This window comes from Acinetobacter sp. D009, from assembly GCF_038562025.1.
Lineage (GTDB): Bacteria > Pseudomonadota > Gammaproteobacteria > Pseudomonadales > Moraxellaceae > Acinetobacter > Acinetobacter pittii.
In genome coordinates, this window is record NZ_CP151886.1 from 477,414 (window position 1) to 491,821 (window position 14,408).

The 14,408-nt window shown below is 42.6% G+C and carries 8 protein-coding genes, 2 tRNA genes, 3 rRNA genes and 1 pseudogene; 12 read left to right on the forward strand and 2 right to left on the reverse strand.

All coding sequences use genetic code 11. The annotated features are described in order from the left end of the window. Positions 1-6 precede the first annotated feature (6 nt). From AAC388_RS02365 to AAC388_RS02380, 4 genes are all read left to right on the forward strand, one after another. Entirely contained in the window at positions 7-1,950 is a 1,944-nt protein-coding gene (locus tag AAC388_RS02365) for a lytic transglycosylase domain-containing protein (RefSeq protein WP_005067327.1), read from the forward strand. 57 nt (positions 1,951-2,007) lie between these two features. Then, entirely contained in the window at positions 2,008-2,670 is a 663-nt protein-coding gene (locus AAC388_RS02370) for a hypothetical protein (protein WP_005804634.1), read from the forward strand. Positions 2,671-2,881: 211 nt separating this feature from the next. After that, positions 2,882-3,868, forward strand: a complete 987-nt coding sequence (locus tag AAC388_RS02375) for a malate dehydrogenase (RefSeq protein ID WP_002119517.1) — start codon at positions 2,882-2,884, stop codon at positions 3,866-3,868. 172 nt (positions 3,869-4,040) lie between these two features. Then, positions 4,041-4,286 carry a DUF2789 family protein gene (locus AAC388_RS02380; protein ID WP_013196798.1) on the forward strand — a complete coding sequence of 82 codons (246 nt, stop codon included), beginning with the start codon at positions 4,041-4,043 and terminating at the stop codon, positions 4,284-4,286. Positions 4,287-4,349: 63 nt separating this feature from the next. Here AAC388_RS02380 and AAC388_RS02385 read toward each other — a convergent pair whose 3' ends face one another. Together AAC388_RS02385 and AAC388_RS02390 are read right to left on the reverse strand one after the other, a co-directional pair. Continuing rightward, entirely contained in the window at positions 4,350-4,877 is a 528-nt protein-coding gene (locus tag AAC388_RS02385) for a hypothetical protein (protein WP_005804635.1), read from the reverse strand. Between the two features lie 67 nt (positions 4,878-4,944). After that, positions 4,945-5,550: a 2OG-Fe(II) oxygenase gene (locus AAC388_RS02390; protein ID WP_017386964.1), complete on the reverse strand. Its 606-nt coding sequence runs from the start codon at positions 5,548-5,550 to the stop codon at positions 4,945-4,947. Between the two features lie 117 nt (positions 5,551-5,667). Here AAC388_RS02390 and rlmJ point away from each other — a divergent pair, with 117 nt between their 5' ends. From rlmJ to rrf, 8 genes and pseudogenes are all read left to right on the forward strand, one after another. Beyond that, on the forward strand, positions 5,668-6,525 hold the full coding sequence (gene rlmJ / locus AAC388_RS02395) for a 23S rRNA (adenine(2030)-N(6))-methyltransferase RlmJ (RefSeq protein WP_032064011.1): 858 nt from the start codon (positions 5,668-5,670) through the stop codon (positions 6,523-6,525). Positions 6,526-6,566: 41 nt separating this feature from the next. Then, positions 6,567-7,400 (forward strand): CDP-diacylglycerol--serine O-phosphatidyltransferase, encoded by an 834-nt coding sequence (gene pssA / locus AAC388_RS02400; protein WP_002119541.1) that lies wholly within the window; start codon positions 6,567-6,569, stop codon positions 7,398-7,400. Positions 7,401-7,417: 17 nt separating this feature from the next. Next, positions 7,418-8,504, forward strand: a pseudogene (locus tag AAC388_RS02405) (DUF6670 family protein). Between the two features lie 443 nt (positions 8,505-8,947). Beyond that, positions 8,948-10,485 (forward strand): 16S ribosomal RNA (locus AAC388_RS02410). 59 nt (positions 10,486-10,544) lie between these two features. Further along, positions 10,545-10,621: transfer RNA gene (locus tag AAC388_RS02415), tRNA-Ile, on the forward strand. A gap of 55 nt (positions 10,622-10,676) precedes the next feature. After that, positions 10,677-10,752: transfer RNA gene (locus AAC388_RS02420), tRNA-Ala, on the forward strand. 352 nt (positions 10,753-11,104) lie between these two features. Then, positions 11,105-13,995: ribosomal RNA gene (locus AAC388_RS02425) — 23S ribosomal RNA — on the forward strand. A 186-nt stretch (positions 13,996-14,181) separates the two neighbouring features. After that, positions 14,182-14,296 (forward strand): 5S ribosomal RNA (gene rrf, locus AAC388_RS02430). Together the 16S, 23S and 5S rRNA genes with 2 tRNA genes alongside form the textbook arrangement of a ribosomal RNA operon. The last annotated feature ends 112 nt before the right edge of the window (positions 14,297-14,408 follow it).

Sequence of the window (14,408 nt, forward strand, 5' to 3'; positions counted from 1 at the left end):
CGTGTAATGAAAAATAAATATATGCATCGTAGCTGGTTAGGAGCTATGTGTTTACTTGGTTGTTCATTTACCTATGCTGCCGAAGAGCAGTTTAATGATGCACTAAATGCTGCAAATAGTGGTAATACAGCGTTATTAGACCAATATCAGCTTGCTATGCAAAATGATGTGTTGGGATACTATCCAGAATATTGGAAACTTAATACAAACCTTGGCTTTCAACCTACTGCCTCTATCGTAAGCTTTGCTCAACGCTATCCACAATCAGCAATGGCTGAAAAATTAGCAGCCGATTATGTTGAAGAAAAAGTTAAACAAGCTGACTTTGCATCTGCACAACCCGTCTTATCTTATGTCACCAACCCTGACCAAGCCGAAAATTGTGCTTTAGCACAAGTGCGGGCGAGAAGTGGTGATGCATTAGTTTTTGCTGAATATAAAGATGTTTGGTTAGCAACTGAGTCACAACCAGAATCTTGCTTAGGTTTAGGGCGCATGATGTTATCTAGCCCTTTAATGAGCGCACAAGATAAACAACAGCGTCTATGGGTACAATTGCGTGCAGGTTTGTCGGGACAGGCGCTCGCGACAGCACAAACTTTGGGCTTGAATCTTTCTTTGGCCCAGCTTAACCAAATTCAGGCCAACCCACTCAATTATTTATGGAGTGCGCCTAAAACAAATGATGCAGATTATGCTTATTTGATTTTCGCGTTAGGGCGTTTAGCTAATAATGACTTAAGTAATGCTTTTTCAAATGTGCAGCGTGTTGCCCAAGGTACGCCACAAAATGTACAAAAATATTTATATCGTACGGTAGCCTATATTGGTGGCACCACGGTAATGAAAAATAATTTTAATCGTGAAGTTCTTCAATATTTTGATGCAAGTTATGGTTATCCATTAAGTCCAGAAGAAGCCGAAATTTATGCGCGTCAGGCGATTCGTTTTGGGGCGTGGGAAAGTTTAATTCGCGCTATTGATAGTATGACGGTAACCCAAAAACAAGAAGACCGTTGGCAATATTGGCTTGCTCGTGCGTCAGAGCAGCGTGGTGATAGTGCTTCTAAAGCAACAGCACAACAAATTTATAGAAAACTGGCTCAGGCGGGTGATGACTATCATAACCTTTTAGCAAAAGATCGCTTAGGTGAGCGTTATAACCACCAACCTTATGATGATCAGCCGACAGCAAGTGATTTAAGACGTTTAGATCAGAACATTCACTTTAATCGTGCTTTTACTTTAAGACGTATTAATGCAAATCCAACTTATACGAATCGAGAGTGGAACTGGGCAGTTCGTCAAGCATATCTTCAGCACGATGATGGTTTACTTTTAGCTGCGGCAAAGCGTGCTCATGACATGGGCTGGTATGACCGTGCAATTTATGCAGCAGATCGTACAACAAATAAGCATAATGATACTTATCGCTATGTGACTCCTCATAAGACTAATGTCGTAAGTCATAGTTACAATGCAGGAATTGATCCTGCATGGGCTTATGGTTTAATGCGTCAAGAAAGTCGGTTTGTTACTTCTGCGCGTTCTCACGTTGGGGCGGGCGGTCTTATGCAAATTATGCCTGATACGGCGAAGTTGATTGCACGTCAAATGGGTGAAACTTATAATCCGGCTGCATTAAATGAAATGAATACCAATATTCGATATGGAACATTTTATTTGTCGATGATTCAGGGACAATTAAGCAATAACCCTGTTTTGGCGACAGCAGGTTATAATGCGGGGCCTAATCGGGCTAGACGTTGGCAGCCGGACTATCAATCAATTTCGGCTGACCAATATACTGAGACAATTCCATTGTTAGAAACCAGAGACTACGTCAAGCACGTTATGACGAATGCAACACATTACGGCGTAATATTGGGGCAAGGCGCCCAGTCGTTATCGCAGCGTATGAAAGTCATTCCAATGCGTACGTCGCCTTAACTTTAAGGTGGTTGATGATGGATCTTCTTTTAATTGGCATATTCAAGTTTTAATTAAATGAAATATAGATATTTGGAACTTCGTTCAATTTTGCAACTTGCATGGTGGCTCATCTGTGCGGGAGTAGGGTTGATGAGTTCCGTTTTACATGCCGAACCTGTTAATTTACAGGGGTATGTTATGCATGTGCAAATGACACCTGCCGCATGTGCATTAGATCCCTCTAAACAAAAACAACGTAAATGTCTTGAAGGATATTCACTGACAATTACAGGCCTCATGCCAGAAACAAACCAAAGTAATTGCTCAACAGACAGTTCTGCAACCTTGTCTCCATTGCAAGCCAAAGTCGTAGCTCGGGTTATGCCTGATAATAATGCTCGTGTACAGCTATGGAAAAGTGTAGGCGGATGCGTTCCTATGAATGCAAGCCAATATTTCCGTACGGTTATTAATTTTGCTGAACGTTTAAAAATTCCGGCTAGTCTCACAAGTTCAACAAATGTTGAAATGCAGCAATCCGCTTTAAGACAGCAGTTTGTACGTCTTAATCCGAGCTTACCTCAAAATGGTATCCGTTTTAGTTGTCAATTATCGCGTTCGGATGTGGTCTTAACGGAAGTGAAAGTTTGTTACACGGTAAAGGGCCAATATAAACAGTGTGCAAATCATGTGGTATCGAATTGCCCTGGTGAAATCATGATTAAAGGTAGTTATTAAAGCTTACCAACATTTCGTAAGGAAATGCTGACCATACATTGAATCTATTTGTAAAGATTAATTTGTATTTTCTATCAGACTTTTGGTGAAAACGAGTCGCTTTTACATGCATCTGCCAAATCTTTAGAGTACAATCTTTGCCGTTTATGATGATTTGGTTAGATGGAATTCCTATTTAGCCCGATTAAGGACACTCATTGGAGACAATTACATGAAGCAACCCGTTCGTGTTGCCGTGACTGGCGCTGCAGGTCAAATTGGTTACAGCTTATTATTCCGTATCGCAAGCGGTGAAATGTTAGGTAAAGATCAACCTGTTATTTTACAATTGCTTGAAGTTCCAGTTGAAAAAGCACAACAAGCGCTTAAAGGCGTAATGATGGAACTTGATGACTGTGCTTTCCCTTTATTGGCTGGCATGATCGGGACTGATGATCCGAAAGTTGCATTTAAAGATGCTGACTACGCATTATTGGTAGGTTCTCGTCCACGTGGTCCTGGTATGGAACGTGCTGACTTGTTAAAAGTTAACGGTGAAATTTTCATCGGCCAAGGTCAAGCATTAAACGAAGTTGCTAGCCGTAACGTTAAAGTATTAGTTGTAGGTAACCCTGCAAACACTAACGCTTACATCGCAATGAAATCTGCTCCAGATCTTCCAGCGAAAAACTTCACAGCTATGTTGCGTCTTGACCACAACCGTGCGTTGACTCAAGTTGCTCAAAAAGCTGGTGTTGCAGTTGCTGACATCGAAAACTTAACAGTTTGGGGCAACCACTCTCCAACAATGTATGCTGACTACCGTTTTGCAACTGCAAATGGCGAAAGCTTAAAAGACAAAATCAACGATCCAGCTTGGAACAAAGACGTATTCCTTCCAACTGTTGGTAAACGTGGTGCTGCGATCATCGAGGCACGTGGTTTGTCTTCTGCTGCTTCTGCTGCTAACGCTGCAATTGACCATATGCGTGACTGGGCGCTTGGTACAAACGGCAAATGGGTAACTATGGGTATTCCATCTGATGGTTCTTATGGTATTCCTGAAGGCGTTATGTTCGGTTTCCCTGTTACAACTGAAAACGGTGAATACAAAATCGTTCAAGGTTTAGAAATCGATGAATTCAGCCGTGAGCGTATCAACTTCACTCTAAACGAGCTTGAAGAAGAACGTGCAGCAATTGCTGATATGGTAAAATAATTCATCAGCTTGATGAGTTAAAAAAAGCACTCTTTAGAGTGCTTTTTTATTGAATCCTGAAAAAGCAAACACAAAAAGCAACAAGAAAATATAGACACTATCATGCAAGTAAAAACGTTTTATTGTTAGATTAGTTAATAGATGATTTAAAAGAAGTTATAGGAGAATAACAATGTTTGAACAGCAACCGACTTTAGAGCTTTTATTTGATCAGTTGGGTTTAGCTTCTGATGAAGCAAGTATTGAAAACTTTATCAAAACACATCAATTGCCAGCCGAGCAAAAATTACATGAAGCGTCTTTTTGGTCAAAAGGCCAAAGCGATTTTTTGAAAAGTCATTGGGAAAAAGATGATGAGTGGATTGTGGTTATTGATGAGCTTAATGAACAACTGCATGAAGACAGCGTGAAAAAATAATTTCAAAAAAATAAAGCCTGTTTTACAAGTAATACGTAAAACAGGCTTTATTGCATTAAGAGTTTAATGTGTTTTTACTTTTAATTTATCTTTATACCATGGCTCATGACGTACAAGGTCAAATACAGGTTGGCCATGAAGCAATTCAAGATCACATGTAGACGTTGATAAATATTTAGTTAACCAATGTCGGGTTAATGCTGACTCTTGTCGTGCTGCTGACGCATATGCCAGAAAGAAATAGATATCTGCATGTTCATGATGTGCTAATGGCTTCAAAATTTGTTGAGTAATCAGCGCAAAACGTTTTTCTTTATTGAGTTCAAAATAAAGCATATAGGCTTTGGCTAAGTGTAGAGACAAATTAAGGTATAAGCTCAATGGCATTTCTTCATATTCCATACGAGCTTGTTCAAGCAAGACAATAGCTTCTTGTAAGAAATGAAGTTGTTCTTGGCGAACACGACTTAATACTACAAGTTGCATGCGTAACTCGGCACGCTCTAAAGCAAGCTCAGGCGTATTTTCAGTCAAATAAAGTTGGTCTGTTTCACCAATTCGGCTCACAATTGTTTTACTTTCAATAGACATACGCCATCACCTTTTTTAATCAATAGCTCTTATATCGGGTTCATTTATCAAATTTAAAGAGTAACCTTTAAACCCAAATAGAATTTCCGCTACGAAGCCAAGCTGTAATAGAGAGTCTTTGCTGTTTTGAAATTAATACTTCATGTAGTAAATCACTTTGAAATATTACCAGTCGATTGGGTTCGGGATTAACAATATGCCATTTCTCGTTTTTATCTTGTAGTCGCAATTGCCCACCCCAATCCTCTTGCCATTCTGGATGTAGATAATAGACAGTTGAGATAATACGATCATTTTTTTGTTGAGGATTGTCTCGGTGTAAAGCATAAAATTCACCCAAATTATAACGAGCAAAATGAGCTTCAACCTCTTTAATCCCTAAATAGAATGCTTGATTTAGACTTTGTGAAAATAAAGTTAAGGTTTCAATATGTTGCTGAGCAATAGGGAGCTGATCATTAATCCAGAGAATATGGTCGCTACGAATATTGCTTACAACGCCGTTTTGAATGCCTGCTTCTCTAAATTCATCCATATGATGGCTACATTCTTGAGAAACCTGTGCGCGATATTGATCTGGATATGCTTGATTTATAATGGCAAAGCCATGCGCATTTAAATCATCTAAAATTTGATCCAAATTCCATGAATCAGGAAGTGAGTGAGAGTGCATATAACCTCGGGTAGATCGTAAAAATATCAAGCAGCTCTATTTTAGATGATCACAACCTTACGAAAGAATATTTTTTTCATGTTAAACTATTTGTTGAATTGAGGAATTAAAGTCAACATGAATTACCGTCACCATTTCCATGCGGGCAACTTTGCAGATGTTATGAAGCATGTGCTTTTGCTACAGCTTCTCAACCGTTTAAATGCTAAAGATAAACCTTATCGTTATATCGATACGCATGGAGGGGCAGGCAAATATGATTTATCTCTGGCACCTGCACAAAAGTCTGGAGAGTTTCTCACAGGCATTCATCGTCTAGTTCAACTATCTGATATGGAAAAGCGTCAGGCACCTGAAGCAATCCAGCAATATTTGAAGTTAGTCGAACAATTGCGTTCTGAAGAAGGTAAGGGAAGCTATCCAGGTTCTCCTTGGTTCGCTCTGCAAGGCATGCGTGAAATCGACAAGGCAACTATATTTGAAATGCAGCGTGATGTATTTCAGCAATTACGTCATAACATTCGTGATAAACGTGCAGGTTTACATGAGCGTGATGCATATGAAGGCTTGCTTGGCGTAATTCCGCCAAAAGAAAAGCGCGGTCTTGTTATGATTGACCCTCCTTACGAATTAGAACGTAAAGACTTTCCGCAATTAGTTGAACTTTTACAACAAGCTCATAAAAAATGGCCAACAGGCGTTTTTGCAGTTTGGTATCCAATCAAAGATCGAGCGATGATTGAACGTTTTGAAAAGAAAATGTTTAAAACGGGTATTCGCCGTCAGTTAGTTTGTGAAATTTGTGTGTGGCCAGATGACACCCCTGTAGGTCTAAATGGTTGTGGTCTATTAGTGATTAACCCACCTTGGCAGTTCTCAGAACAAGCAGACCAAGCACTACAATGGTTATTCCCACATCTTCGCATGCAAGAAACTGGTGGTCATGCTGCTGTTCGCTGGTTGGTAGGTGAGTAACAGTTAACTTAAATCAATGCACATGTTTGGAATAGAAAATAATGACAAATGCGCCTAAACCAGAGCAAGATTTAACTCATAATGAACATTCATTTGATGGGATTACATTTGAAGTGGTTGAAGAAGAAGATAATCCGGAAGGACAAAAAGTGAAGCGCCGAGGTATTTATCTTTGGCCTAACTTAATTACAACCGCTGCTCTGTTGTCCGGTTTCTATTCCATCATTGCAAGTATGAATGGGGATTTTAACCAAGCGATCTATGCCATTTTTATTGCCGCGCTATTAGATGGCTTAGATGGTCGAGTTGCTCGAGCAATTGGCGCACAAAGCGCTTTTGGCGAACAATATGATTCTCTCTCAGACTTGTTAGCTTTTGGTGTGGCTCCAGCAATGCTGATGTATAGCTGGAGTTTGCATGATTTAGGCCGTATTGGTTTGGCTTGTTGTTTTGTTTATACAGCCTGCGCAGCCTTCCGACTAGCGCGTTTTAATGTGCAAATTGGCGTTGTTGATAAGCGTTATTTTATCGGCATTGCAAGTCCACTCGCTGCTATTATCATTATTTCACTCGTCTGGGTTGCTCGCGATTATCCTTTCATTTTTGATTTACGTGATATTGCGATTCAAACTATTAATGCTGTTCTTATGGTAATTGTGGGATTACTCATGATTTCCAATATTAAATATTATTCTTTCAAGCAGATGGATCGTAAACGCGTTCCTTTTGTAGTTATGTTGCCAGTAGTACTGATTTTTGCGGCAATCACTTATAATATTCCAATGGGCATTTTGACAGTTTCAATTATCTATGCTCTATCTGGTTTTGTTACGACTTTATTTGCACGCAAGAGTAATGAAACACTAAAAACATAAAATAGAAGAGGTTCAGTATGCCTAAGTTGATAAGTGAAATTAATCAATTACAGCAGCTGGGCCCTAATGCTAAAGAGGGGGTTGTTTATCAACCTTCTCGTGGCTTTTTTAAAATTGTTTATCAAGGCTTGATCCTTCCAAATTTACCAACCCCACTTCGTTATTTTAATTATATTAGTTTAGTGGGACAGCCACGTATTCCTCTGTGTTATAACACTCACAGCATTACAACTTCAGCTATCGACACTGCAACAGTGCTTGTAAGTAATAGCCAACATAGTGTGGGACATTTAAAAACATATTCTATTCGACGCCAATGCCAGTTTGATTCGACGCTATATCAATTTGATAAAACCGACCTGATTCAATGGCAAATTCCCATGATTCGCCTTCAGCGATTAGATCCAGAAATGGGATGTGATCTTACAATTCAGATTCCAGAAAATATATTTAATGCCTCTGCTTTGCAGTGGGGTGTTTCTGACTATTGGTCAACACTATGTATATGTGAAGGTGAAATTTTTTATAAAGGACAGAAATATGAAATTGAAGGGTTGGGACGATTTAAACACGCGCGAGCTTTGCACTTGCCGTTCTTATCTTTATGTTTCTATACATGCCAAATTATTAACTTAAATGAAACGACGCAGCTTACATTCTTACAAATAAGAAATCAGTGGAATATCATCCTATGTTCAAGATTAGATATTCAAGAATTTGGGAAGCCTGTTGAAAGTTTTACAGAAGACGTAAATTTACATATCCACCGAGTTTATCCAAAGGTTAAAACACCGAATGGTAAAGAGATGTACTTGCCAAGGGAGTTTTCTTGGCAATGTGAGAAAAATGGGAAAATAATTTTTGAGCTTTATGCACAAAGCCGTGGTGACTATAAGTTTGGTTTAGCGGCTGGATATGTGGGAAGCTTTCAATATCAATTAAGCTGGAATGAACAGTGTCTGCAAGGAGAGGGGGGATACTGTGAATATATTGATTGTCGTCCACTTAGATGGCAAGAAAAGAATCAAGACGAGAAAATTTTAGATAAATTGATGCTTTTACAACCATGTTTATATAAAAAATGACTATTTTTATCATTTTTGATTAAAAAGCGAACTGTTGTTGCGCTAATATTAAAAAAGGTATTGCAAAGGGATCTTAATCATCTATAATGCACATCCATCGGCGGTGATGCAGATAGAAACTTGTTGAAAAACAGTTACTTGTGATTAAGTTGATTGCTTTAAGTGATGAATTTGATGGTAAGTTGGTTTTGAGAATGAGTTTTAAAAATATCGAAATTACCTGTTGACTTTTAAGAGATTAAGAGTAATATAGCCGACCTAGCTTGCTGGTGACGAACCAGGAAGAAGATCATTAAGAGAATTGAAGAACAACTTGTGTGGATTTTTACTGGTTGATTAATCGAAATAATTTTCATTGATTGATTGGTTTAAATTACTCGAAGTTTATTTGAGCGAAATTTAAGTCAGTAATTGATGAGCCAGAATTGGTACCTTGTCTTTAAATAAGGTACAAAATGATTTTAACTGAAGAGTTTGATCATGGCTCAGATTGAACGCTGGCGGCAGGCTTAACACATGCAAGTCGAGCGGAGAGAGGTAGCTTGCTACTGATCTTAGCGGCGGACGGGTGAGTAATGCTTAGGAATCTGCCTATTAGTGGGGGACAACATTTCGAAAGGAATGCTAATACCGCATACGTCCTACGGGAGAAAGCAGGGGATCTTCGGACCTTGCGCTAATAGATGAGCCTAAGTCGGATTAGCTAGTTGGTGGGGTAAAGGCCTACCAAGGCGACGATCTGTAGCGGGTCTGAGAGGATGATCCGCCACACTGGGACTGAGACACGGCCCAGACTCCTACGGGAGGCAGCAGTGGGGAATATTGGACAATGGGCGCAAGCCTGATCCAGCCATGCCGCGTGTGTGAAGAAGGCCTTATGGTTGTAAAGCACTTTAAGCGAGGAGGAGGCTACTTTAGTTAATACCTAGAGATAGTGGACGTTACTCGCAGAATAAGCACCGGCTAACTCTGTGCCAGCAGCCGCGGTAATACAGAGGGTGCAAGCGTTAATCGGATTTACTGGGCGTAAAGCGCGCGTAGGCGGCTAATTAAGTCAAATGTGAAATCCCCGAGCTTAACTTGGGAATTGCATTCGATACTGGTTAGCTAGAGTGTGGGAGAGGATGGTAGAATTCCAGGTGTAGCGGTGAAATGCGTAGAGATCTGGAGGAATACCGATGGCGAAGGCAGCCATCTGGCCTAACACTGACGCTGAGGTGCGAAAGCATGGGGAGCAAACAGGATTAGATACCCTGGTAGTCCATGCCGTAAACGATGTCTACTAGCCGTTGGGGCCTTTGAGGCTTTAGTGGCGCAGCTAACGCGATAAGTAGACCGCCTGGGGAGTACGGTCGCAAGACTAAAACTCAAATGAATTGACGGGGGCCCGCACAAGCGGTGGAGCATGTGGTTTAATTCGATGCAACGCGAAGAACCTTACCTGGCCTTGACATAGTAAGAACTTTCCAGAGATGGATTGGTGCCTTCGGGAACTTACATACAGGTGCTGCATGGCTGTCGTCAGCTCGTGTCGTGAGATGTTGGGTTAAGTCCCGCAACGAGCGCAACCCTTTTCCTTATTTGCCAGCGAGTAATGTCGGGAACTTTAAGGATACTGCCAGTGACAAACTGGAGGAAGGCGGGGACGACGTCAAGTCATCATGGCCCTTACGGCCAGGGCTACACACGTGCTACAATGGTCGGTACAAAGGGTTGCTACCTAGCGATAGGATGCTAATCTCAAAAAGCCGATCGTAGTCCGGATTGGAGTCTGCAACTCGACTCCATGAAGTCGGAATCGCTAGTAATCGCGGATCAGAATGCCGCGGTGAATACGTTCCCGGGCCTTGTACACACCGCCCGTCACACCATGGGAGTTTGTTGCACCAGAAGTAGCTAGCCTAACTGCAAAGAGGGCGGTTACCACGGTGTGGCCGATGACTGGGGTGAAGTCGTAACAAGGTAGCCGTAGGGGAACCTGCGGCTGGATCACCTCCTTAACGAAAGATTGACGATTGGTAAGAATCCACAACAAGTTGTTCTTCATAGATGTATCTGAGGGTCTGTAGCTCAGTTGGTTAGAGCACACGCTTGATAAGCGTGGGGTCACAAGTTCAAGTCTTGTCAGACCCACCATGACTTTGACTGGTTGAAGTTATAGATAAAAGATACATGACTGATGATGTAAGCTGGGGACTTAGCTTAGTTGGTAGAGCGCCTGCTTTGCACGCAGGAGGTCAGGAGTTCGACTCTCCTAGTCTCCACCAGAACTTAAGAGAAGTTCGGATTACAGAAATTAGTAAATAGAGATTTCGGTCTTGGTTTATTAACTTCTGTGATTTAAGTATCACGGTATTAAGCATGACCTGACGAAGGCGTGTTTATTCATTAACAGATTGGCAAAATTGAGTCTGAAATAAATTGTTCACTCAAGAGTTTAGATTAAGCAATTAATCTAGATGAATTGAGAACTAGCAAATTAACTGAATCAAGCGTTTTGGTATATGAATTTAGATTGAAGCTGTACAGTGTTTAAGTACACAGACAACAGATAGTAGCGATGAAGAATCGCACGGACAACACTCACTTGTAGGTGTTGACGACTGTTTGGGGTTGTATAGTCAAGTAATTAAGTGCATGTGGTGGATGCCTTGGCAGTCAGAGGCGATGAAAGACGTGATAGCCTGCGAAAAGCTCCGGGGAGGCGGCAAATATCCTTTGATCCGGAGATTTCTGAATGGGGGAACCCACCTACTTTAAGGTAGGTATTGCAACATGAATACATAGTGTTGCAAGGCGAACGAGGGGAAGTGAAACATCTCAGTACCCTTAGGAAAAGAAATCAATTGAGATTCCCTCAGTAGCGGCGAGCGAACGGGGATCAGCCCATTAAGTTATGTGTGTTTTAGTGGAACGCTCTGGGAAGTGCGAACGTAGAGGGTGATATTCCCGTACACGAAAGGGCACACATAATGATGACGAGTAGGGCGAGGCACGTGAAACCTTGTCTGAATATGGGGGGACCATCCTCCAAGGCTAAATACTCCTGACTGACCGATAGTGAACCAGTACCGTGAGGGAAAGGCGAAAAGAACCCCTGTGAGGGGAGTGAAATAGATCCTGAAACCGCATGCATACAAGCAGTGGGAGCACCTTCGTGGTGTGACTGCGTACCTTTTGTATAATGGGTCAGCGACTTATATTCAGTAGCGAGGTTAACCGTATAGGGGAGCCGTAGAGAAATCGAGTCTTAATAGGGCGTTTAGTTGCTGGGTATAGACCCGAAACCAGGCGATCTATCCATGAGCAGGTTGAAGGTTGGGTAACACTAACTGGAGGACCGAACCCACTGTCGTTGAAAAGCCAGGGGATGACTTGTGGATAGGGGTGAAAGGCTAATCAAGCCTGGTGATAGCTGGTTCTCCCCGAAAGCTATTTAGGTAGCGCCTCGGACGAATACCATAGGGGGTAGAGCACTGTTTCGGCTAGGGGGTCATCCCGACTTACCAAACCGATGCAAACTCCGAATACCTATGAGTACTATCCGGGAGACAGACTGCGGGTGCTAACGTCCGTAGTCAAGAGGAAAACAATCCAGACCGCCAGCTAAGGCCCCAAAATCATAGTTAAGTGGGAAACGATGTGGGAAGGCATAGACAGCTAGGAGGTTGGCTTAGAAGCAGCCACCCTTTAAAGAAAGCGTAATAGCTCACTAGTCGAGTCGGCCTGCGCGGAAGATGTAACGGGGCTAAAACTATGTGCCGAAGCTGCGGATTTGACATTAGTCAAGTGGTAGGGGAGCGTTCTGTAAGCCGATGAAGGTGTATTGAGAAGTATGCTGGAGGTATCAGAAGTGCGAATGCTGACGTGAGTAACGACAAAACGGGTGAAAAACCCGTTCGCCGAAAGACCAAGGGTTCCAGTCCAACGTTAATCGGGGCTGGGTGAGTCGACCCCTAAGGCGAGGCCGAAAGGCGTAGTCGATGGGAAATTGGTTAATATTCCAATACTTCTGTGTAATGCGATGAGAGGACGGAGAAGGTTAAGTCAGCCTGGCGTTGGTTGTCCAGGTGGAAGGATGTAGGTATGTATCTTAGGCAAATCCGGGGTACTCTATACTGAGATCCGATAGCAAGCTGTACTTGTACAGTGAAGTGGCTGATACCATGCTTCCAGGAAAAGTCTCTAAGCTTCAGTTACACAGGAATCGTACCCGAAACCGACACAGGTGGTCAGGTCGAGTAGACCAAGGCGCTTGAGAGAACTCTGCTGAAGGAACTAGGCAAAATGGTACCGTAACTTCGGGAGAAGGTACGCTGTTGTTGGTGATGGAACTTGCTTCCTGAGCTGACGACAGCCGCAGAAACCAGGCCGCTGCAACTGTTTATTAAAAACATAGCACTCTGCAAACACGAAAGTGGACGTATAGGGTGTGATGCCTGCCCGGTGCTGGAAGGTTAATTGATGGGGTTAGCGTAAGCGAAGCTCTTGATCGAAGCCCCAGTAAACGGCGGCCGTAACTATAACGGTCCTAAGGTAGCGAAATTCCTTGTCGGGTAAGTTCCGACCTGCACGAATGGCATAATGATGGCGGCGCTGTCTCCAGCAGAGGCTCAGTGAAATCGAAATCGCTGTGAAGATGCAGTGTACCCGCGGCTAGACGGAAAGACCCCGTGAACCTTTACTGCAGCTTGACACTGAACTTTGACCTTACTTGTGTAGGATAGGTGGGAGGCTTTGAAGTTGGAACGCTAGTTCCAATGGAGCCGTCCTTGAAATACCACCCTGGTAATGTTGAGGTTCTAACTCTGTCCCGTTATCCGGGACGAGGACCGTGTCTGGTGGGTAGTTTGACTGGGGCGGTCTCCTCCTAAAGAGTAACGGAGGAGTACGAAGGTGCGCTCAGCGTGGTCGGAAATCACGCGTAGAGTATAAAGGCAAAAGCGCGCTTAACTGCGAGACCCACAAGTCGAGCAGGTACGAAAGTAGGTCTTAGTGATCCGGTGGTTCTGTATGGAAGGGCCATCGCTCAACGGATAAAAGGTACTCTGGGGATAACAGGCTGATACCGCCCAAGAGTTCATATCGACGGCGGTGTTTGGCACCTCGATGTCGGCTCATCTCATCCTGGGGCTGAAGCAGGTCCCAAGGGTATGGCTGTTCGCCATTTAAAGAGGTACGCGAGCTGGGTTTAGAACGTCGTGAGACAGTTCGGTCCCTATCTACCGTGGGCGCTGGAAATTTGAGAGGATCTGCTCCTAGTACGAGAGGACCAGAGTGGACGAACCTCTGGTGTACCGGTTGTGACGCCAGTCGCATCGCCGGGTAGCTATGTTCGGAAGGGATAACCGCTGAAAGCATCTAAGCGGGAAGCCTACCTCAAGATAAGATTTCCCTAGGAATTTATTCCTCTAAAGAGCCGTTCGAGACTAGGACGTTGATAGGTTGGATGTGGAAGCATAGTGATATGTGAAGCTGACCAATACTAATTGCTCGTGAGGCTTGACTATACAACACCCAAGCAGTTGTATATGAAGCATCAATCGATTCATAAACATGCAAAGCAACTTGATTTAGTTAAACACTTAGCTAAAATGAACAACGAAAAATCAGACCAATCAGCCCATCTGTAAAGATTTGGAAAACGCAACGTATCACACAGTGAATAAAACGAAGCAAGTATCCATACCAGTTGTGCTGGCGACCATAGCAAGAGTGAACCACCTGATCCCTTCCCGAACTCAGAAGTGAAACCTCTTAGCGCTGATGGTAGTGTGGGGTTACCCATGTGAGAGTAAGTCATCGCCAGCTCATTATTCTAAACACCCCCATTCTAATGAATGGGGGTGTTTCTTTATGTGCAATTTGTATTCTCAATCCTTTAGATATTAAAATTTATTCAAATTATAAAGAAATAAAGCTA

Coding starts and splice junctions, on each gene's coding strand:
- AAC388_RS02380 (WP_013196798.1), top strand. CDS start 4,041: ATGTTTGAACAGCAACCGACTTTAGAGCTTTTATTTGATCAGTTGGGT.
- AAC388_RS02390 (WP_017386964.1), bottom strand. CDS start 5,550: ATGCACTCTCACTCACTTCCTGATTCATGGAATTTGGATCAAATTTTA.
- pssA (WP_002119541.1), top strand. CDS start 6,567: ATGACAAATGCGCCTAAACCAGAGCAAGATTTAACTCATAATGAACAT.
- rlmJ (WP_032064011.1), top strand. CDS start 5,668: ATGAATTACCGTCACCATTTCCATGCGGGCAACTTTGCAGATGTTATG.
- AAC388_RS02375 (WP_002119517.1), top strand. CDS start 2,882: ATGAAGCAACCCGTTCGTGTTGCCGTGACTGGCGCTGCAGGTCAAATT.
- AAC388_RS02385 (WP_005804635.1), bottom strand. CDS start 4,877: ATGTCTATTGAAAGTAAAACAATTGTGAGCCGAATTGGTGAAACAGAC.
- AAC388_RS02365 (WP_005067327.1), top strand. CDS start 7: ATGAAAAATAAATATATGCATCGTAGCTGGTTAGGAGCTATGTGTTTA.
- AAC388_RS02370 (WP_005804634.1), top strand. CDS start 2,008: ATGAAATATAGATATTTGGAACTTCGTTCAATTTTGCAACTTGCATGG.